The organism is Paraburkholderia sp. SIMBA_027, from assembly GCF_046535315.1.
GTDB classification, from domain to species: Bacteria; Pseudomonadota; Gammaproteobacteria; order Burkholderiales; family Burkholderiaceae; genus Paraburkholderia; species Paraburkholderia tropica.
This window is the reverse complement of sequence record NZ_JAWRWY010000022.1, coordinates 1-19,438: the sequence shown is the minus strand read 5'-3', so window position 1 is coordinate 19,438 and position 19,438 is coordinate 1. Positions and strand designations below refer to the sequence as shown.

At 66.8% G+C, this 19,438-nt stretch carries 18 protein-coding genes and 1 pseudogene; 9 read left to right on the top strand and 10 right to left on the bottom strand.

Annotation, left to right across the window (positions count from 1 at the left end):
- Positions 1-319: 319 nt before the first annotated feature.
- Positions 320-1,219: a LysR family transcriptional regulator gene (locus tag SB764_RS32505; RefSeq protein ID WP_321905281.1), complete on the bottom strand. Its 900-nt coding sequence runs from the start codon at positions 1,217-1,219 to the stop codon at positions 320-322.
- 137 nt (positions 1,220-1,356) lie between these two features.
- On the opposite strand from SB764_RS32505, the gene SB764_RS32500 reads away from it, so the two are divergent.
- Positions 1,357-1,896, top strand: a complete 540-nt coding sequence (locus tag SB764_RS32500) for a GlcG/HbpS family heme-binding protein (RefSeq protein ID WP_197520337.1) — start codon at positions 1,357-1,359, stop codon at positions 1,894-1,896.
- Positions 1,893-3,053: an SMP-30/gluconolactonase/LRE family protein gene (locus tag SB764_RS32495; RefSeq protein WP_410865948.1), complete on the top strand. Its 1,161-nt coding sequence runs from the start codon at positions 1,893-1,895 to the stop codon at positions 3,051-3,053. Before SB764_RS32500 ends, SB764_RS32495 begins: the two co-directional genes overlap by 4 nt.
- On the opposite strand, the gene SB764_RS32490 is transcribed toward SB764_RS32495, so the two are convergent.
- Positions 3,045-3,545 (bottom strand): hypothetical protein, encoded by a 501-nt coding sequence (locus SB764_RS32490; protein WP_410865947.1) that lies wholly within the window; start codon positions 3,543-3,545, stop codon positions 3,045-3,047. The two genes, SB764_RS32495 and SB764_RS32490, sit on opposite strands and share 9 nt — an antisense overlap.
- Positions 3,546-3,823: 278 nt before the next feature.
- On the opposite strand from SB764_RS32490, the gene SB764_RS32485 reads away from it, so the two are divergent.
- A complete protein-coding gene (locus SB764_RS32485; RefSeq protein ID WP_321942300.1) occupies positions 3,824-5,404 on the top strand; it encodes a methyl-accepting chemotaxis protein in 1,581 nt (526 codons plus the stop codon).
- A gap of 22 nt (positions 5,405-5,426) precedes the next feature.
- Here SB764_RS32485 and SB764_RS32480 read toward each other — a convergent pair whose 3' ends face one another.
- From SB764_RS32480 to SB764_RS32445, 8 genes are read right to left on the bottom strand one after another with little or no spacing between them, the layout of a single operon-like run.
- Positions 5,427-6,194: an SDR family NAD(P)-dependent oxidoreductase gene (locus SB764_RS32480; protein ID WP_065060734.1), complete on the bottom strand. Its 768-nt coding sequence runs from the start codon at positions 6,192-6,194 to the stop codon at positions 5,427-5,429.
- Positions 6,191-7,300: a glycerol dehydrogenase gene (locus SB764_RS32475; RefSeq protein WP_074982145.1), complete on the bottom strand. Its 1,110-nt coding sequence runs from the start codon at positions 7,298-7,300 to the stop codon at positions 6,191-6,193. The genes SB764_RS32480 and SB764_RS32475 overlap by 4 nt, the downstream gene beginning before the upstream one ends.
- Positions 7,294-7,986 (bottom strand): HAD family hydrolase, encoded by a 693-nt coding sequence (locus SB764_RS32470; protein ID WP_410865946.1) that lies wholly within the window; start codon positions 7,984-7,986, stop codon positions 7,294-7,296. The genes SB764_RS32475 and SB764_RS32470 overlap by 7 nt, the downstream gene beginning before the upstream one ends.
- The gene (locus SB764_RS32465) at positions 7,983-9,515 is read right to left on the bottom strand and encodes a xylulokinase (RefSeq protein ID WP_321901202.1); all 1,533 of its coding nucleotides are present in this window, start codon (positions 9,513-9,515) and stop codon (positions 7,983-7,985) included. Before SB764_RS32465 ends, SB764_RS32470 begins: the two co-directional genes overlap by 4 nt.
- Positions 9,516-9,572: 57 nt before the next feature.
- Positions 9,573-10,523, bottom strand: coding sequence for an MBL fold metallo-hydrolase (locus SB764_RS32460; RefSeq protein WP_321905279.1), 951 nt, complete (start codon positions 10,521-10,523; stop codon positions 9,573-9,575).
- A complete protein-coding gene (locus tag SB764_RS32455; protein ID WP_410865945.1) occupies positions 10,514-11,287 on the bottom strand; it encodes an SDR family NAD(P)-dependent oxidoreductase in 774 nt (257 codons plus the stop codon). The genes SB764_RS32460 and SB764_RS32455 overlap by 10 nt, the downstream gene beginning before the upstream one ends.
- A 43-nt stretch (positions 11,288-11,330) precedes the next feature.
- Complete coding sequence (locus tag SB764_RS32450; RefSeq protein WP_110327327.1) at positions 11,331-12,302, bottom strand: shikimate dehydrogenase family protein; 972 nt, start codon at positions 12,300-12,302, stop codon at positions 11,331-11,333.
- Positions 12,299-12,943: a glucose-6-phosphate isomerase gene (locus SB764_RS32445; protein WP_065060728.1), complete on the bottom strand. Its 645-nt coding sequence runs from the start codon at positions 12,941-12,943 to the stop codon at positions 12,299-12,301. The genes SB764_RS32450 and SB764_RS32445 overlap by 4 nt, the downstream gene beginning before the upstream one ends.
- Positions 12,944-13,111: 168 nt before the next feature.
- On the opposite strand from SB764_RS32445, the gene SB764_RS32440 reads away from it, so the two are divergent.
- The 6 genes and pseudogenes from SB764_RS32440 to SB764_RS32415 form a co-directional block, all read left to right on the top strand.
- Complete coding sequence (locus SB764_RS32440) at positions 13,112-14,551, top strand: FAD-binding oxidoreductase (protein WP_176081315.1); 1,440 nt, start codon at positions 13,112-13,114, stop codon at positions 14,549-14,551.
- A gap of 54 nt (positions 14,552-14,605) precedes the next feature.
- Positions 14,606-15,583 carry a substrate-binding domain-containing protein gene (locus SB764_RS32435; RefSeq protein WP_231957583.1) on the top strand — a complete coding sequence of 326 codons (978 nt, stop codon included), beginning with the start codon at positions 14,606-14,608 and terminating at the stop codon, positions 15,581-15,583.
- A gap of 80 nt (positions 15,584-15,663) precedes the next feature.
- The gene (locus tag SB764_RS32430; protein WP_321901205.1) at positions 15,664-17,241 is read left to right on the top strand and encodes a sugar ABC transporter ATP-binding protein; all 1,578 of its coding nucleotides are present in this window, start codon (positions 15,664-15,666) and stop codon (positions 17,239-17,241) included.
- Between the two features lie 71 nt (positions 17,242-17,312).
- Complete coding sequence (locus SB764_RS32425) at positions 17,313-18,317, top strand: ABC transporter permease (RefSeq protein ID WP_074982152.1); 1,005 nt, start codon at positions 17,313-17,315, stop codon at positions 18,315-18,317.
- A gap of 99 nt (positions 18,318-18,416) precedes the next feature.
- Positions 18,417-19,274, top strand: coding sequence for an SIS domain-containing protein (locus SB764_RS32420; protein ID WP_080180813.1), 858 nt, complete (start codon positions 18,417-18,419; stop codon positions 19,272-19,274).
- 69 nt (positions 19,275-19,343) lie between these two features.
- Positions 19,344-19,438: pseudogene (locus SB764_RS32415) on the top strand (electron transfer flavoprotein subunit beta/FixA family protein); the annotation flags it as partial.

Here is a 19,438-nt window from a genome sequence, read left to right as displayed (position 1 = left end):
CGTTGTGACGGAGATGGGTCATGGCAGTCGCCTCGTTCTGAACCCGCATGACGCGTGAGCCGGTGAGAGCCGCCGCGTAGCGCGTGTTCTTTGGGGTTGCCGCACGATCTATAGCCGCACTTTGGGGGAAGGTGCCAGTGTCTCCCCTGGCACTTCAGTTCGGGTCGCCGCCGCGGCTCGCAGGATGATCGAGCTCGCGTGCCGCATTCAACAGAACAGTATCCGTCGATTAATGTGCAGCGCAACACATTGCGCCATTGCGATCAATTGTACATCATGCGGGCAAATGCTCAAAAACATCGGGAAAATTCGCCAAACCTCACGCGCGATTGAGCGGCGCAAGACTCTCCACCAATTGATCGACGAATAAGGCCACCTTGCGCGAGCGCGAGCGATTCACCGGATGGATCGCGTAGAAACTCGCGGGTTCCGGCTCGAACGCGTCGAGCACGGTCACGAGCCGGCCATCCGCGACGTGCTGCGCGACCTCCCACCACGACTTCTGCGCGAGCCCGAGTCCCGCGAGCGCCCACGTGACCGGCAAGGTCGAACTCGTGCTCGCGAGCGCGCCCGCGATGCGCTGTCTGCGCGCTTGCTCGCCGCGTCCGAAACGCCACTCCGCGAACAGATGCGGCTGCGTATTGAAGACGAGACAGCGATGCGCGGCGAGCTCTTCCGGTTGCGCGGGCGTGCCGTGCCGCGCGAGATACGCGGGGCTCGCCACGACCACGCGCCGCGTATCGAAGAGATGGCGGCCGATCAGATTGGCATCGACGCTCGGACCGCCGCGAATGGCGACGTCGAACCCTTCGGCGACGATATCCGCATAACGGTCGTCGAGCGTCAGATGCAGGGCGATCTCGGGATAGCGCGCGGCGAACTGCTCGATGAACGGCGCGATCCACGCGTGGCCGAGCGGATTCGGCGCGGTCACGCGCAGCGTGCCGCGCACCGCGCGCGCGCTTTCGGTCACGCGATGCTCGAGCGCGGTCAGGTCGCTGAGAATGCGCCGCGCCTCGTCGAAATAGGCTTCGCCCGCTTCGGTCAGCGACTGACGCCGCGTCGTGCGCAGCAGCAGCGGCACGCCGAGACGCTTTTCGAGCCCGCTCACGCGGTCGGCGATCACCGACGACGCAAGGCCCAGACGCCGCGCCGCCGCCGAGAAACTGCCTTGCTGCACGACCTCGACAAACACTTCCAGTTCGGTAATGGCATGCATGGGATTCCACGGAAAAGCCGGGAGCTGTTTCCGGGATTTAACCATTTTTCGATGCGGCGCAGCATCGGAAAATTCGTGCGTTGCAGCATTTTTCCGTTCGACGAAGGGAGGCAAGACCCGTGATGCAGGCGATTCCCATGATGCAAAAGCCGAAACGACGCGCCGCGCGGATCGCGTGCGCGGCGGCGTTGCTGTTGAGCGCGGCGTCCGCCGCGCACGCCGCGGACTCGAATCTCGTGAGCACGCAAAAGCTGCGCTGGCAAACCGCGCAGGCGCTGGCGGCGGAGGCGGTGCGCGTCTGCGCGAGCGAGGGCTATTCGGTGACGGCCACGGTGGTCGATCCCTCGGGCCATCAGCAGGCCGTGATCAAGGGCGATACGGTCCCGTTGCAGTCGTTATCGGTGTCGTATCGCAAGGCGTACACGGCGTACGCCTATGGCCTCGCGTTCGACAAGGACAGCACGAGCGCGCTGATCGCCGCAAAAGTGACGGGGCCGCTCGATGGCGCAGTGCTCGCGACCGAGCCGGAAGTGCTGTTCATTCCGGGCGGCGTGACGTTGCGCACCGCGAATCGCACGGCCATCGGCGGACTCGGCGTGTCGGGCGCGCCCGGCGGCGACAAGGACGAAGCCTGCGCGCAAGCCGCCGTCGACAGGTTCAAGGGAGACTTCCATTGAAGCGCCGCGATCTGTTTGCCGCGACGGCCGGCGCGGCGCTCGCCGCCGCGTTGCCTGCGCGCGCGCGCGCCGCCGGAACCGTGTCGGGCGACAGCGCGCCTGCGGGCGCGTTCGAGATCGTCGCCGCGTTTTCCGGGGCGGGGCCGTCGGGTATCGCGGTGACGCCGTCGGGGCGCGTCTTTGTCGGCTTTCCGCGACACGCCGACAATCACCGCGAGGCCACGCTCGCCGAATTGCGCAACGGCACGCTGATTCCCTATCCGGACGCCGCGATGAGCCTGCCTTCCTCACGTCCGCCCGAGCAGCGGCTCATGTCGATCCACGGCATGACGACCGACAGCGAAGGACGCCTCTGGGCCATCGACGACGGCAAGCTCGCGGGCCAGCCGATCGCGCCGGGCGCGGCGAAGGTGATCGGCATCGATCCGGCGACCGACCGCGTGATCGCGACGATCGTGCTGACGCCGCCCGCGATGCGCGAGGACAGCCACATGAACGATCTGCGCGTGGATCTCACGCACGGCGCGCGCGGCACGGCGTATGTCGCCGATTCGTCGTTCGGGCACACGGGCGCGCTCGTGGTGGTGGACATCGCGACGGGGCGGCAGCGCCGCGTGCTCGCCGCGCATCGTTCGACCCAGCCCGAAGCGGGCTTTCGCGCGGTGCTCGAAGGGAAGCCGCTGCGTTACGACGCGGCGCATCCGACTTTTCCGGTCGGTGGCGCGGACAGCATCACGCTCAGCGCGGACAGCACGCGGCTTTACTATTCGCCGCTGACGAGCCGCCGGCTCTACAGCATCGCGACCGATCTGCTGGCGAACTTCGACGCGACCGAGGCGCAACTCGCGGCCGGTGTCGTCGATCACGGCGAGAAGGTGATGACCGACGGACTCGCGACCGATGCTGCCAATCGTCTCTACCTGACGGCGGGCGAGCATGACGCGATCATGCGGCTTTCGCCCGACGGCAGCATGGACGTGGTGGTGCGCGATCCGCGTATCGTGTGGCCCGACGGCATCTTCGCGGATGCCACGCATGTCTGGTGCACGCTCGGGCAATGGAATCGATTGCCCGGTTTCAATGGCGGCAAGGATTTGCGTCAGCCGCCGTATCTGCTGATCCGCACGCCGATTGTCAGTAGCCCTGAGTTATCGTGAATGTGACGAGGAGCGCGGCCGCCACCATGCCACGGCCCTGAAACACAGCCAGTTCGCGAGCACGACGCCGATCGCGACCAGCGGCAGCGCCGAGCCGTGGATGCCCGCCGCGATCAACCCCGCTCCCGTGGCGAAGGCCGCGACGAGCGGGAGCAGGAACAGCGCGATGCCGCGCGCCACCGTTGCCCAGCTCAATGCCGCGAGCAATTCGGCGCGCGTCATGCGCAGTTTGCCGGCGTGCGCGATGCAGCCTGCGTAGACCGCGCCCGCGCCATAGACGCACGCGGCCAGTCCCACGCCCGCCCAATGAAACGGCGTCATGGGCGGCGCGGCGTGGTCGCTGCGAAAGTTCACCGCGAGCGCCTGCGTGACGAGCGGATCGACCGAGAGCATCAGCAGGTAACAGCTCGCCGCCGTGTACAGCACATAGCCCAGCCAGCCCGCATTGGCGCGGTCGAAAATCAGGTTCACGGGTTCGCGATACGGTCTCATGGAATCCGGTTTCTCCTGGCAACGTTGCCGATCGGCGCAATCAGGTATCACGCATTACGCATCGCGCCGAGCGCACGCCCAGCGACGCTTTGTCGCTGAATCGAACGCTATTTTATCGGCCGCCTGAATTGCCGCGCATGCAATGAAGCGGGACGCAAACCTTTGCGCGCATTCATATAAAAATAAGCTTTCCAAAACCCTTCAGAAGCCCGACGCGCTGCCGTAACCACAGACGTATCCAGCACGTCCGCGGGACGCGCATTTGCCGTGGGAGGCGTATGAAGGGATTGAAGCTGTCGACTCGTCTGATTGCCGGTTTTTCGTTGCTGACGGTGTTGCTGCTCGGCGTGGCTGGCGTGGCGTTCTATGGATTGTCGCAACTGAACGACCGGCTCGACGAGATCGCGCGCGTCAACAATACCGAATCGCGGCTCGCCAATCTGTTGAAGTCGTCGATTCAGGATCGCGCGATTGCCGTGCGCAATCTCGCGTTTCTGGAGAATCGTCCGGATTTGCTGGCCGAAGTCGATCGAATCAGAAGTCAGGATCGTATTTACGCCGACGCCGCGCGGCAACTGCGCGACATGTTCCGGCAGGAACCTGGCACGAGCGCGAGCGAGCGCAAACTGCTGGGCGAAGTCGATCAACTCGAAGCGCAGGCCATGCCGCCGATGAACAAGGCCATCGATCTCGCGCTCGCCAACGACATCGCGGGCGCGACCCGCACGATCATGCACGAAGCGCGGCCGCCGCAGCGCGTGTGGCTCGCGAAGGCGGTCGCGCTGGCGGAACAGGCCGACGAGGAGAACGCGAAGTCGCAGAAGTCCGCGGTCGCCACGTACGCGAGCATTCGCGTGCTGGTCGGCTCGCTGGTCGCACTGGCCGTGCTGGTCGCCATCGTCACGGCCGTGGTGCTCACGCGCAGCGTGCTGCGCCAGCTCGGCGGCGAGCCCAGCGAGGCGCAGCGCATCGCCGCCGAGATAGCGAAGGGCAATCTGCTCGTGCCGATCACGCTCGCGCGCGGCGACGAGCGCAGCCTGATGGCGTCGCTCGAAGCGATGCGCGCGCAGTTGACCCGCATCGTCATGGACATCAAGATGTCGGCGGAATCGATTGCGTCGGCGGCGGGCGAAATCGCGCAGGGCAACCTCGATCTCTCGCAACGCACCGAAGAGCAGGCCGCCTCGCTCGAACAGACTGCCGCGAGCATGGAGCAATTGACGTCGACGGTGAAGGCGAACACGGACAACGCGCGTCAGGGCAGCACGCTCGCGGGCACGGCGTCGCAGACGGCGGCGTCGGGCGGCGATGTGGTGCGCCGCGTCGTCAGCACGATGGAGGATATTTCGTCGAGTTCGTCGAAGGTGGGCGAGATCATCGCCGTGATCGAGGGCATTGCGTTTCAGACCAATATTCTCGCGCTCAATGCAGCGGTCGAGGCCGCGCGCGCGGGCGAGGAGGGGCGCGGCTTCGCGGTCGTGGCGGGCGAGGTGCGCACGCTCGCGCAGCGCAGCGCCGGGGCCGCGAAGGAAATCAAGGAACTGATCGAAACGTCGGCTTCGTTCGTGCGCAATGGTTCGGCGCTCGTGCAGGACGCGGGCCAAACCATGCACGAAGTCGTGCGTTCGGTGCAGCGCGTGACCGACATCATGGGCGAAATTACCTCGGCCTCGGTCGAGCAGACCACGGGCATCGAGCAGGTCAACACGGCGGTGACGCAGATGGACGAGGTCACGCAACAGAATGCGGCCCTCGTCGAGCAGGCGAGCGCCGCCGCGCAGGCGATGGCCGATCAGGCCGAAACGCTGCGCGCGACGGTCGCGATCTTCAAGGTGGATGGCGCGTCAGCAATACGATGAAACCGCGCTTCAATGAAAATGCTTAGGCACCCGAAACATATCCGCCGTCGACTGGCAAGGTCGCGCCGGTGATGAACGCCGCGCCCGGCGAAGCCAGAAACAGCGTGGCGCCTACGAGATCCTCGGCTTCGCCCCAGCGCTTGAGCGCGCTGCGGGCGGCGATCTTCTGCGCGGCGGCCGGCGACTCCCAGAGCGGACGCGTCATATCGGTGCGATGGTAGCCCGGCGCAATCGCGTTCACGCGCACGCCCGCTGCGCCGAACGCATGCGCGAGCGAACGCGTGAGGCCGAGCACGCCCGTCTTGCTCGCGCAATACGCGGGCACTTCGACATCGGCGAGATAGCTGAGCATCGACGCGACGTTGATCACGCAGCCTTTCGTGCGTTCGAGTTGCGGGCGTAGCGCCATCGACAGACGCATCGCCGCCGTGAGGTTCACGTCGAGCACTTCGCGAAACACGTCGTCGCGGTATTCGTCGAACGGACGCGCCACGCCCGCCGCATTCACGAGCACGTCGAGCGTTTCCGTTTGCGCCGCGAAATCCTGAATCGCCTGTGCATCGCGCACGTCGAGCTGCGCGAAGCGGATCGCAGAGAGCGTCGTGTCCGCGCGCAGCGTGTCGAGTTTCGCGGCCGAGCTGCCGGTTGCGATCACGCGCGCGCCGAGCGACGCGAAGCCGTCGGCGATCGCGAGTCCGATGCCGCTGGTCGCGCCCGATACCAGCACGGTGCGGCCGTCGAACAGGCCGGGGCGAAAGGCGTGCAGTTCCTGCTTTTGCGTCGTGATCATTCGGTATCCTGATGTTGGTGATGGAAATCGAATCGCGCGGCATACGCATCCATCGCCTTGAGCGCGGCGACGACCATCGCCGGTTCGACCGGATAAGGTTCGTTATGGATGATCTCGCCCGCGCGGCAGGCACGCGCCGCGACAATCTCAAGCGCAGCGGTATCGGCGACATCGACGTTGATTTGATGCAGGCGCGTGGGCAGGCCGACCGCGCGGCAGAAGGCGAAAACGCGCCGGCGTTCTTCGTCGGGCACCGTCGAGAGGAACAGCGAGGCGAGCACGCCGATCGCCACTTTCTCGCCGTGCAGCAGATTGTGCGACGAGGGCAGATCGGCGAGGCCATGGTGGATCGCATGCGCCGCCGCCACGCCGCCCGATTCGAAGCCGATGCCCGAGAGCAGCACGGTGGCTTCGAGCGTGGCGTCGAAGTCGGGCGTGACGAGCTGGGCGCGGCAGTCGGCGACGGCTTGCGGCGCGTGCGCGAACAGCATGTCGCGGCACAGACGGGCGGCTTCGAAGGCGAGCGCGGTGCCGCGTCCGCCACACAGATTGCGCGCGTAGGCGCGGCGGCAGGCGTCGGCTTCGTAGTAGGTGGCCAGCGCGTCGCCGATGCCCGCGATGAAGAAGCGCGCGGGCGCGCGCACGATCACGGCGGTGTCGAGCAGCACGAGATCGGGATTACGGCGCACGAAGCGGTCGCGGACCACGCGGCCTGCCTCGTCGTAGATCACGGCGAGCGCGCTGCACGGCGCGTCAGAAGCCGCGATGGTCGGCACGCAGACGAACGGCAGGCGCAGGTCGTCGGCGGCGGCGCGGCCGGTGTCGATCACCTTGCCGCCGCCGAACGACACCACGATGTCCGCGCCGCTCGAACGGATCCAGTCGGCGGTGTCCGCGACGGCGCGCTCGGTGCAGGCGGCGTCCACCGCGCGCACTTGCAGCGCGACTTTGTCGGCGCGCGCGAGCGACGGTTCGAGCAGGCTCGCGACATTGCGGTCGACGAGACAGGCGGCGCGCGTGCCGAGCCGCGCGAGTTCGGCGTCGAGCGTGTCGAGCGCGCCCGCGCCCTGGACGTAGCGCGAGGGAAAGATACTGGTTTTCAGCATGATCGTGGCGAGGTCGAAGGTGGAAGGGAGAGGCCGAGCGCGGCGGCGAGTTCGCTGGCGCTGCGCACGAGTTGAACCTGCGGCGGGAACAGCGCGACGTGGGCTTCTTCCGCGGGCCAGCCGAGCACGCGCATGCCCGCCGCGAGCGCGGCCTGGGCGCCGGTCGGGCTGTCTTCCACGGCGACGGCGTCGCGCGCGTCCACGTCGAGCAGATACGCGGCGCGCAGATAGGACTCGGGGTCGGGCTTGCCGTGGCGCACGTCGTTGGCGCTCACGGAAACGAGTTCGGGCGCTTGCAGGCCGAGCGCGTTCAGATTCGCTTCGAGCAGCATGCGTCCCGCGTTCGAGACGATCGCCTGACGCAGCCCGGCGGCCTGCGCGGCGCGCCAGACTTCCAGCGCCCCGGGCCGCGGCACGAGATGCCGCGCCTCGGCCACATAATGCGCGGCGCGAAACGCCGACCAGTCCGCGAAACCGGTTTCGATGCCGAAGCGCTCTTGCACGATGCGGTGCACGGCTTTGCCGGTCTGCCCGAACATCAGCGGATGCAGTTCGTCGCCCGCGATCACGCCGTTGTGCGCGAGCGCGGCGATCAGCGTGCGCATGTGGAGCGGTTCGCTGAGCGCGAGCGTGCCGTCCATGTCCCAGAGGACCGCGCGCGGCGATGTGCCGGTGCGTGTGCTCATGCGCGTTCTCCTTGCAGCGCGTCGAGTTCGTCGTAGAACTGCTGCGCGTTCACGTAGAGCCGTTCGAACAGCGGCATCATGCGGTCGTAGAGATCGCTCGCGCGCGGGTCGGGCTGCACTTCGCGCTCGAAGCGCACGAACTTGCGCACGGCGTCGCCGAGCGTGCCGAATTGGCCCGATGCGGTCGCCGCAAGCAGCGCGCAGCCGATCACGCCGCATTCGACTTCGGCGGGCACGAGGATCGGCGTGCGATACATGCTCGCCTTGATGTCGAGCCACAGTGCGGCCTTCGCGCCGCCGCTCGCCGCCACCAGACGTTCGATCGGCACGCCTTCTGGCTGGATCATCTGCATATGGCGGCGCACGCCGAACGCCACGCCTTCGAGCACCGCGCGATGCAGATGCGCGAGTCCATGCCGCGCCGCGATGCCGAAGAACTGCGCGCGCGAATTCGGATGATCGCCGAAACGTTCGCCGGTCAGATAGGGCAGGAAAAACAGACCTTCCGCGCCGACCGGCGCTTCGGCGGCCTTGCGCGCGACGGCTTCGTACGAGAGCGTGTTTTCGTGGAACGCGCGACGCGCCCAGCGCATCGCGTCGCCACCCGAGTCGAGCAGCGTGAAGCGGCCCCACAAGCCTTCGCAGGTGGCCACGTTCGAGACTTCCGGATGCAGCATGGGCGTGTCGGCGATCACCGTGATGATCGACGAGGTGCCGGTGATATCGGAGGCGAGGCCCGGTTCGTAGACGCCCGAGCCGAGCACCGAAGCCGGATAGTCCGCCGCGCCCACCAGCACGGGCGTGCCTTCGCGCAGACCGGTCGCGGCGGCGGCGGCGCGCGTCACGTGGCCGAGCAGCGCTTGCGGCGCGCGAATCGGCGGCATCTTGCGGATGTCGAGACCGAGTTCGTCGAACATCGCCGGCGACCAGGCGCGCGTTTGCGGGTCCATCAGGAACATCATCGACGCGTCGCTCCAGTCGCACGCGCGCTCGCCGGTCAGGCGGAAGTTCACGTAGTCCTTCGGCATGAAAACGGTGGACGCGCGCGCGTAGGCGTCGGGTTCGTGATCGCGGATCCACTGGAGCTTGAACGCGGGCCACGCGGCCGTGGGCGGATTCGCGGTGCGCGCGAGGTAGTCGTGGCGTTCGTGCAGGCGGTCGGCGCTACGGTAGCGCGCGCGGAACGCGTCGACCTGCGCGGCCGAGCGCTTGTCGTTCCAGAGCGGCGCGGCGTCGCGCGTGAGTTCGCCGTCGGCGTCGATCAGCACGGTGCCGTGCATTTGCCCGCACGCGCAGATCGCCGCGATCTGCTGCGCGGCGCCGGGCTCGGCGGCGAGTACTTCGCGGATCGCCTCGACCGCGCCCGCCCACCAGTCGAGCGGACGCTGTTCGGACCAGCCGTAGCGCGGCACGATCTGTTCGTGCTCGCGCGCGGCGAGGCGGCGGATCTTGCCGCTGGCGTCGACGAGCGCGGCGCGCACGCTGCCGGTGCCCACGTCGATCGCAAGGTAAGGGGTTGTCTCCATCATCGTTCTATGTGTTCGGGTCGCGAGGGAAGCGTGATGCCTGTCGGTCGAATCGACAGGCTAACCGCTTTGCCGTGGGTCCGTCTGTGCGTTTGCGCGGATACGCCAGGTGCATTGCGTGCGCGCGCGATAGAGCGCGAGCGCGCCGCGCTCCGCGACGATGCGCGTGTCGATCACGGCGGGATCGAGCGTGTTGAAGTCGAACAGGCCATGATGATGCGCGATCATCGCGCGCACGCCCGCATGCTTGCAGAGCGCCACGGCTTCGTCGAGCGTGAAGTTGCCCGGCACGCCGTTGCCGCTGCGTTCGTCGTCGCGGCCGTTCACGGGCAGCAGCGCGAGATGCGGCTGCAAGGCCGCCACGTTTTCATGCAGACCGTCGTACGGCACGCAGTCGCCCGAGTGATACACGCGCACGCCCGCCACGTCGATCACATAGCCGAGCCACGGATGGCGGCCCTGATCGTCCACATCGAGCGTTTCGTGCGCGGACGGCACCGGCGCGATCCGCACGCCCGGCAGCGGCTCCACGCGCTCGCCCGCATCGACGGGAATCAGGCGCGCGACATCCACGCCACAGCGCTTGACGGCTTCGTCGAGCGTGGCGGCGGGCACCACGAAACGCAGCTTCGGAAAGCGCCGGGCGAGCGGCTGGAGCGTGTCCGGGTCCATGTGGTCGGTGTGACGGTGCGTGCACAGCACGAGGTCCACGTGCTCGAAATCTTCGGGCGCGACCGGCGCGGCCATCATGCGCCGGTGCGGATAACGCGTGCCCTGATACTTGCGCGCGAGCGAATCGGAGAGATACGGATCGATCAGCAGACGCAAGCCCGCGCCCTCGATCACGAAGCCCGCCTGGCCGAGCCAGTTCAGCGCGACGCCGCCCGCGGGCGGCGCGGGCGTGAACGGCTTCGGCGCCGGCCGCGTGCGCGCCGCGAGTTGTGCGGCGAGCGGCATCTCGAAGGTATCGACGTCGATCGACAGCATGGCGGCGCTCATCGTTACCAGCACACGTAACCGCCGTCGGCGAGCACGATCGAACCGGTCATCAGGCTCGCGGCCTCGCTGGCGAGAAACAGCACCACCGAGGCGACTTCGTCCACGCGGCCGAGCCGGTTCATCGGCGTGCCGCCGACCCAGTGGCGATACATCTCCGGGTCGTCGTAGACGTACTTGTTCATTTCGGTGTCGATATACGTGGGCGCGACCGCGTTCACGCGCACGCCGCGCGCGCCCCATTCGGCGGCGAGCGAGCGCGTGAGGTGATGCACGGCCGCCTTCGACGCGTTGTAGTTCGCCTGTTCCTGCGGCCGGTTGACGACGAAACCCGACATCGAACCGACGTTCACGATGCTGCCGCCGCCGTGTTCGAGCATGCTCTTGCCGAACGCGCGACAGCAGCGGAACACGCCGTTGAGATTCACGTCGATGACGCGGTCCCAGACTTCGTCGCTCATGGTTTCGGCGGGATGGTTCGAAATGGCGATGCCCGCGTTGTTCACGAGCACGTCCACGCGGCCGTGGCGCGCGATCACGGCGTCGTGCACGCGCTGCACGGCGGCCGCGTCGGTCACGTCGAGCCGTTCGCTTTCGACCTGCGCGCCCGCGGCCGTGAGCTTCGCGACGGCTTCGTCGAGCGCGCCCTGATGCATGTCCGTGAGCACCACGCGCGCGCCCGCTTGCGTCAGCGCTTCGGAGATGGCGAAGCCGATGCCGCGCGCGGCGCCGGTCACGACGGCGAGCTTGCCGTCGAGGCGGAATTTGTCGAGATACATCGTCGATCCTTCGGTTCAGTGTCAGTTCGGTGGTCGTTCTTGATCAGGCGAGCGGTCTGGCGGGCGCCGGCTTGCCCGCCGCGGCGGCGATGCGGCAGATTTCGTCGAAGTCCGGGCCGCGCGTCGGAATGTCGATATGAAACACCTCGGCGATCACGCGCGTCCAGCCATAAATGAAGTAGGTCCAGCCGTCCTCGACCTGCAAGGCGCGCGCGCTTTGCTGGGCACGCGCCTGATCGAGAAACACCAGCTCGCCGCGATAGTTCAGATCCCAGGCGATGGCGCGCTCGGGAAACACGCCCGCGTTCGTGAGCGGCGAACCGGGCGCATCCTTGCCGAGCCCCGTCGCGTTGATGACGAGCGCGCCCGGCGAGAGCCGCGCGAGCACGGCGTCGTTGTCCTGCGGGCGTGGCGCGACGACGTACTCGCACGGCACGCCCAGATGCAGCTCGCGGTGAATCCGCTCGATTTCCTCCAGACGCGCCGCCGAGCGGTTCGAGACGATCACGCGCGACGGCCGGTTCGCGCCCCGGCTCGCCTGCATCAGATGCCAGGTGAGGGCGATGGTCGAACCGCCCGCGCCCATCGAAAACACTTCCGCGCCGGTGCGCGCGAAATGCTCGGGCGGCAGAAAACCGTCGAGCGCGAGACCGGAGGTGATCGGGTCCTTCGCGTGGCAGACGAACTTGCCGTTGCGCTTCGAGAGACAACTGGTCTCGCCCATGATGCGCGCGTGCGGATCGATCTCGTCGAAGAGATCCTCGCAGGCCGCGTACAGGTCGATCTTGTGCGTGGTCACGAGCGCGCCGAGCGACAGCGGATCGTCGCGCAGAAACTCGACGGCCTCGCGGTACGCCTCGCGGCTCGCGTGCAGCGGAAAGTCGATGCCTTTCATTTCGACGTCGCCGAGGCCGAGATGGCGCGCCCATTCCGGGAACACGCGCATGATCGAACTCTGCGCGGTGGTCACGCCGATGAAGTAGAAGGTCGGTCGGGTGGCGGCGGTGTAGCTCATCGGGCTTGCTCCGTTTCGTTGCGGCGCGCGACCAGCGCCTCGATTTCCGCGAGCGTGCGTGCGCGCCATTCGGGATTCGGCTCGCTGCGCCAGCCGCGCTCTTTGTCCTCGACGATGCGCAGGCGCATGCCGTTCGAGCGCTCGATGATTTCGTAGTCCTGGCCCGAATCGGCCGGATAGCAGAACAGCATCACGAAGTCGCCCTGACCGAGATTGACCGAGCGGTGAATCCAGCGCGGCGGCACGTAGCAGACGGTGTTCGCGCGGATCTCCACGATGCGCGTTTCGCCGTCGGGCGCTTCCATCAGCATCAGGCCGTGGCCTTTGAGGCCGAAATACAGCTCCGGGCGGTCGATGTTCGCGTGAATGTGTCCGCGCGTCATGAAGAACTCCTTGCCCACCTTGCCCGCGCTCATGCGCGTCACGCCCGTGATGAGGTCGCCCGGCTCCGCGTTGGGCCGATGGTCGGTGACTTCGTAGACGACTTCGTCCGCGCGCGCGGCGGCCAGCGCGTCGAACGCGGCGGCGTCGGCGTACAGACCGGCGAGATCGCCAAGCCGTTTCTGATAGTGCGAATCCGTACCGGTCATCAGACCCGTCTCCAGATTCACGTCGAACGAACGGGGTTCCGGCCATTGCATGGTGCTTCTCTCCCTGAAAGTGTGTCGATGCCAAAACGTTAGTATTGGTGATGATATAGTTTGTGAAACAAACGAACACTCGGGTTTTCACTAGGGTTAAACGTGTGTTTTGCAAATATAATGGCAGCAACACTATCGTTAATGCATCTCGGGTAGGAGGCAGATCCCATGCAAGATCAGGCTGAAGAAGCGCGCCGCGAGGCAGTGGTCGCGGCATTGCGCGAGGCGCTCGGCGCCGCCGTGGTCAGCCTGCCGGCCGACTTCGCCGGCCGCCGTCACGCCGACTCCAGCCGCATGCCGTGCGCGGAGCCCATCGCGCTGCTGCGGCCGCGCACGACCGAACAGGTATCGAAGGCGTTGAGCATTTGTCACGCGCACCATCAGCCGGTGGTCACGCAGGGCGGCCTCACGGGGCTCGCGGGCGGCGCCTGCATGCTGGGCGGCGAAGTGGCGCTGAGTCTCGAACTGATGAACGCGATCGAGGAAATCGATCCGGTCAGCGCGACCATGACCGTGCAGGCGGGCACGCCGTTGCAGACCGTGCAGGAAGCCGCCGACGCGGCCGGTTTCATGTTCCCGCTCGACCTCGGCGCGCGCGGCAGCGCGACGATCGGCGGCAATCTGGGCACCAATGCGGGCGGCAACCGCGTGATCCGCTACGGGATGATGCGCGAGCAGGCGCTCGACGTCGAAGCCGTGCTCGCGGACGGCAGCGTGGTCGGCGGCCTGCGCAAGATGATCAAGAACAACACGGGCTACGACCTGCGCGATCTGCTGATCGGCAGCGAAGGCACGCTCGGCGTCATGACGCGCGCCGTTCTGCGGCTGCGGCCCAAACCGCGCGCCGTCTCGACCGCGTGGTGCGGTCTGCCCGACTACGACAGCGTGACCACGCTGCTGCGGCTCGCGCAGGAACGCCTGCCCGCGGGCGTGTCCGCGTTCGAGGTGATGTGGCCGGGTTATTACGATTTCGTGCTGTCGCGCCTGCCGGAACTGCGCGCGCCGCTCGAAGGCCGTCACGCGTTCTACGTGTTGCTCGAAAGCAGCGGCGCGGATCCGCAGAGCCAGAACGACGTCTTCGAAGCCTTCCTCGCCGACATGCTCGAAGCCGGCACGCTGAGCGACGCCGCGCTGGCCGCCAACGAGGCGCACGCCGCCGCGTTCTGGGCGATCCGCGACGCGCCCGGCGAATACGGCCGCTTCATTCCCGGCCGCGTGTCGTTCGACGTGAGCTTTTCGGTCGCGCAGGTCGGACTCGCGGCGCAGCGCTGCGAAGCGCGTCTGCGCGAACACTGGCCCAACGCGACAATCCTCATCTACGGCCATCTCGGCGACGGCAATCTGCACATCGTCGTGCACGAGCCGGACTGGCCCGCGAGCGCCGCCGCCGAAGTCAAGCGCGTGGTCTATGGCGTGACGGGCGAGCTGGGCGGCTCGGTGTCGGCGGAGCACGGCATCGGCACCAAGAAGCTCGAGGTGCTCGCGCTCTCGCGCACGCCCGCCGAACTCGCCGCGATGCGCGCGGTGAAGGCCGCGCTCGATCCGCGCGGCATCCTGAATCCTGGCAAGTTGTTCCTTGAGTCAACGCCCACGATGCAGTTGAAGTAGCGCCGGCGCGTTCGTGCCGGTTCAATACGTGACACACCTAAAAGAGGAGGAGACATGTCGCGTCTCATGCAGAAGTTGCTGTGCGTAGCCGCGTTCGCCACGGCGGGCATTCTGGCCGCAGCCCCGGCGTTCGCCGCCGACAAGATCAAGGTCGGCATTTCGATGAAGGTGCTCAACGCGCCGTATTTCGCCGCGGCGATGGAGTCGGCCAAGGCGCGCGCGACCGAACTCGGCGCGGACGTCATCGTCGCCGATGCGCAGGGCAAGATGGGCAAGCAGATTTCGGATGTCGAGGATCTCGTCACGCGCGGCGTCAAGGTGCTGCTGATCGATCCCGCCGATCCGGAAGCGCTGGTGGGCGCCGTCAACGCCGCAAGCGCGGCGGGCGTGAAGGTGGTCGTGTTCGACAGCACGCTCAACGAGAAGGCCAATTACCTGACGCTCGTGCAGTCGTCGAACAGCCAGAACGGCGCGCTGGTGGGCCGCTGGGTCGTCGACAACATGGGCGACAAGCCGCTGAAGATCGCGCTGATTTCCGGTGAGAAAGGCAATCCGGTTGGCCGCGAACGCCGTGACGGCGTGCTCTCGGGAATCGTCGAGGCGCAACTCGAAAAGACCGGCAAGTCGAATCTGCAGATCGTCGGCCAGGGCTGGGGCAACTGGTCCGATGAAGGCGGCCTGAAGGCGATGGAGGATCTGCTGGTCGCCAACAAGGACATCAACATGGTCCTGAGCGAGAACGACAGCATGCTGCTCGGCGCGCGCCGCGCGATCCAGAGCGCGAACCGCGACGGCATCACGCTGGTCGCGGCCGCCGACGGCCAGAAGGAAGCGCTCGCGCTGATCAAGCAGGGCAAGTACGGCGTGACCGCGCTCAACGATCCGGCGCTCGTCGCGCGCACCGCGGTCGATATCGGCATGAAGGCCGCGAAGGGCCAGGCCGTGAATGTGCCGAAGGTCTCGTACACGCCGCCGGTCGCCATCTCGAAGAGCAACGTCGACAAGTACTACAACCCGAAGGCGATTTTCTAAGGCGTTTCGTTCGCCGGCTTTTTTCGACGTATGCGCGCGCCCGCCGGACGCCGGGCGCGCGCCTGAGTGGAGACAGTTCAATGATTCCGTTCATCGCACTAACGGGCATCGACAAGCGGTTCGGCGGCATTCACGCAATCGAGAACATCGATTTCGATGTCCGCAGCGGTGAAGTCCATGCGCTCGTCGGCGAAAACGGCGCGGGCAAATCGACGCTCATGCGCGTGATCGGCGGCGGCCATCAGCCCGACGCCGGCAGCATCAGCGTGCAGGGCCGGGCGATGGTGCTGCGCAATCCCCACGCGGCGCTCGCCGAAGGCATCGCCGTGATTCATCAGGAGACGGCGCTCGCGCCCGATCTGTCCGTGGCCGAGAACGTGTTTCTCGGCGCCTTGCCCGCCGTGATCGACTGGCGCACGCTGCGCGCGAAGGCGCGCGCGCTGATCGAAAGCCTCGGCTTCGAGATCGATCCGGCGGCGCTGGTCGGCACGCTCTCGGCGGCGCAATGCCAGGTGATCGAGATCGCCAAGGCGCTGTCCGGCGAACTCAAGCTGCTCGTGCTCGACGAACCGACCGCCGCGCTCGCGCCGTCGGACGCGGACCGTCTGCTCGACATCGTGCGCTCGCTGCGTGCGCGCGGCGTGGGCATCGTCTATATCTCGCACCGGCTCGAAGAAGTGTTCGCGATTGCCGACCGCATCACCGTGCTGAAAGACGGCCGTCGCGTCGATACCGTGACGCCCGCCGATATTTCGCGCGACGAACTGATCCGCAAGATGGTCGGGCGCCCGCTTTCGGTGCTGTTTCCCGAGCGCAAGGCGCAGACCGGCGCGGTCGTGCTGAAGGTGGACGGCCTGTCGCGCGGCGAGGCCGTGCGCGACGTCTCGTTCAGTTTGCGCGCGGGCGAAGTGGTCGGACTCGGCGGGCTGATCGGCTCGGGACGCACCGAGGTCGCGCGCCTGATTTTCGGCGCCGATCGCGCGGACGCGGGCACGATCGAACTGAAAGGCAAACGCCTGAACGTACGCACGCCGATGGCGGCCGTGCGCGCCGGTATCGGCCTCGTGCCCGAGGACCGCAAGGGCCAGGGCGCGGTGCTGTCGATGCCGATCCGCATCAACGCGACGCTGGCTTCGCTCAAGTCGGTCAGCGCGCCAGGCGGCTTTCTCGCGTTCGGCCGCGAACGCGGCTACGTGGCGCAACTGATGGACGCGCTGCGCATCAAGGCGCGTTCGATGGACGCCGACGTGTCGACGCTGTCGGGCGGCAATCAGCAGAAAGTCGTGCTCGCGAAATGGTTTCATGCGGACGGCGATCTCATCATTCTCGACGAACCCACGCGCGGCGTGGACGTGGGCGCGAAGGTCGAAATCTACACGCTCATCAACCAGCTCGCGGAGCGCGGCAAGGCGGTGCTTGTGATCTCGTCCGAGCATCAGGAATTGATGGGTCTGTGCGACCGCATCATGGTGATGGGCGAGGGGCGGATTCGCGGCGAATTGCAGCCGGACGACTACAGCGAGGAAGCGATTCTCGCGCTGTCGCTGCGGCGCGATCCCGGCGAAACGCATGGCGATCCGCACGGTGAACTGCCGGGTGATCCGCACGCGAGCCAGCAGGCCGGCGCGCGCGACGGCGCCACGCTCATGCACGGTTGACGCCGCCCACGCGCGTCGAAACAGACAGTCATATCAGATTGCATAGATTGGACAGATTGGAGACACCCATCATGAATCCTAGCGCCACCACTCCGAACACGCGTCAGCGCCAGGCCAGCAACTGGCAGCATCTCTGGCAAACGGCGCGCCGCTTCAACACGGTCGCGATTCTCCTCGTACTGGTTGTGGCCGCATCGTTTATTTCCGACGACTTCTTTTCCGCGCCGAATCTGTCGAACATCACGCGCCAGGTCGCGGGCGTGGGCATCATGTCGGTCGGCATGCTGCTCGTGGTGCTCACGGGCGGCATCGACCTCTCGGTCGGCTCGGTGGCGGCGCTTGGCAGCGTGCTGTCGGCGATGCTGATTCCCGAGCATGGCCTCGGGTTCGCGCTGGCGGCGGCGCTCGTGACGGGCGGCCTGTGCGGGCTCGTCTCGGGCGTGCTGGTGGCATTCTGCCGCCTCACGCCGTTCGTGGTGACGCTCGCGATGATGACCGTGGCGCGCGGCATCGCCATGATCGTGTCGAACGGCTCGCCGATTCTCGTCGACGACGCCGGCCAGGCGCTGCTCGACTTCGGCCGCCACAGCTATCTCGGCATTCCCGGCCCGACGCTGGTGATGCTGATCGTGTTCGTGGCGGGCGGCGTGGCGCTCGGCCGCATGCGCGCGGGCCGCGTGGTGCGCGCGATCGGCTCGAACGAGGAAGCGGTGCGGCTCTCCGGCGTGCCGGTCGCGCGCCATATTCTGGGCACCTACGTCTGCTCGGGCGCGCTGGCCTCGCTGGCGGGCATCATCTCGACGGCGCGCGCCAGCGTGGGCGCGCCGACCGTGGGCGTGGGCGACGAACTGACCGTGATCGCCGCCGTGGTGATCGGCGGGGCGAGCCTCGCGGGCGGCAAGGGCGGCGTGCTCAACACGCTGATGGGCGTGCTGATTCTGGGCGTGATCGGCAACATCATGAATCTCGCGAGCGTGCCAGGCTATCACCAGCAGGTCGTGATGGGCGCGATCATCGTCGCGGCGGTGCTGATGCAGCAGGGCGCGGGCTTCTGGCGGCGCTGGATCTTCCGCTAAACTCCTCTTCTGGCGCGCCGCGAACCGAACCGCGATGCACGGCGCGCCGGATTGCAGGACCCTGGCTCCGCGCCCGTACGTCAAAGAAGGAAATCTCGCGTGCCCGATTACAACATCCTCGAAGTGATTGACCGCGCCCGGCCCAATTTGCGGCGCGGCAGCCGGCAGGTCGCCGATTACATTCTGGAAAACGTTCACTCCATCGCGGAGCTGAGCCTGTCCGAACTCGCGCGCCTCGCGCAGGTGAGCGAGCCGACGGTGCTGCGTTTTTGCACGACGATCGGCTGCAATGGCTTCAAGGACTTCAAGATCCGCGCGGTGCAGAGCCTCGCGCTCGGCGCGCCCGCGACGCATTCGGTGCTGTCCGGCGCGGATACGCCCGAAACCGTGGCCACGAAGATTTTCGATTACACGATCACGAGCCTCGACTGGGCGCGCAAGAAACTCGACTTCGAGGCGATCGGGCGCGCGGTCGATCTGCTGGCGGCGGCGTCGCGCATCGAATTTTTCGGCTTTGGCGCGTCGGGCATCGTGGCGCTGGACGCACAGCAGAAGTTTCCGCTGTTCGGCGTGCCGTGCGTGGCGCATCAGGATTCGCATCAGCAGTTCATTGCCGCTTCGATGCTGAAACCCGGCGACGCCGTGGTGGCGATTTCCAACACGGGCGCGACGCGCTCGCTCATCGAAGTCGCGCGCACGGCAAAGGAGCGCGGCGCGCATGTGGTGGTGATCACCGGTTCGCACGGGCCGTTGACGCGTTATTGCGATGTGGCCGTGGTGGCGGAGACGCTTGAAAACACCGACGTCTATACGCCGACTACGTCGCGGCTGGCGGCGCTGGTGATCGTGGATATTCTGTCCACCAGCGTCGCGCTGAAAAAGGGCGAGGCCCACGCGCGCGACGTGCAGGACATGAAACGCCATCTCGCCGATATGCGGACCTCCGGCGTGATCTGATTTTTCATGGCTGGCGATGGCTCTTATTTGAGCGATCGTCTGATCTAATTGGTTAGCTATCCATACGATATGAAGATTATTGTCGCTGTCAAACGCGTGGTCGATTACAACGTGAAGGTTCGTGTGAAGTCGGACGGCACGGGCGTGGATATCGCGAACGTCAA

Excerpts from the sequence above, each read along its gene's own strand:
- SB764_RS32440 (WP_176081315.1), top strand. The coding sequence starts at position 13,112 with ATGCAAGATCAGGCTGAAGAAGCGCGCCGCGAGGCAGTGGTCGCGGCA.
- SB764_RS32500 (WP_197520337.1), top strand. The coding sequence starts at position 1,357 with ATGATGCAAAAGCCGAAACGACGCGCCGCGCGGATCGCGTGCGCGGCG.
- SB764_RS32435 (WP_231957583.1), top strand. The coding sequence starts at position 14,606 with ATGTCGCGTCTCATGCAGAAGTTGCTGTGCGTAGCCGCGTTCGCCACG.
- SB764_RS32445 (WP_065060728.1), bottom strand. The coding sequence starts at position 12,943 with ATGCAATGGCCGGAACCCCGTTCGTTCGACGTGAATCTGGAGACGGGT.
- SB764_RS32475 (WP_074982145.1), bottom strand. The coding sequence starts at position 7,300 with ATGCTGAAAACCAGTATCTTTCCCTCGCGCTACGTCCAGGGCGCGGGC.
- SB764_RS32480 (WP_065060734.1), bottom strand. The coding sequence starts at position 6,194 with ATGATCACGACGCAAAAGCAGGAACTGCACGCCTTTCGCCCCGGCCTG.
- SB764_RS32465 (WP_321901202.1), bottom strand. The coding sequence starts at position 9,515 with ATGATGGAGACAACCCCTTACCTTGCGATCGACGTGGGCACCGGCAGC.
- SB764_RS32490 (WP_410865947.1), bottom strand. The coding sequence starts at position 3,545 with ATGAGACCGTATCGCGAACCCGTGAACCTGATTTTCGACCGCGCCAAT.
- SB764_RS32505 (WP_321905281.1), bottom strand. The coding sequence starts at position 1,219 with ATGCATGCCATTACCGAACTGGAAGTGTTTGTCGAGGTCGTGCAGCAA.
- SB764_RS32425 (WP_074982152.1), top strand. The coding sequence starts at position 17,313 with ATGAATCCTAGCGCCACCACTCCGAACACGCGTCAGCGCCAGGCCAGC.
- SB764_RS32430 (WP_321901205.1), top strand. The coding sequence starts at position 15,664 with ATGATTCCGTTCATCGCACTAACGGGCATCGACAAGCGGTTCGGCGGC.
- SB764_RS32455 (WP_410865945.1), bottom strand. The coding sequence starts at position 11,287 with ATGTATCTCGACAAATTCCGCCTCGACGGCAAGCTCGCCGTCGTGACC.
- SB764_RS32470 (WP_410865946.1), bottom strand. The coding sequence starts at position 7,986 with ATGAGCACACGCACCGGCACATCGCCGCGCGCGGTCCTCTGGGACATG.
- SB764_RS32450 (WP_110327327.1), bottom strand. The coding sequence starts at position 12,302 with ATGAGCTACACCGCCGCCACCCGACCGACCTTCTACTTCATCGGCGTG.
- SB764_RS32485 (WP_321942300.1), top strand. The coding sequence starts at position 3,824 with ATGAAGGGATTGAAGCTGTCGACTCGTCTGATTGCCGGTTTTTCGTTG.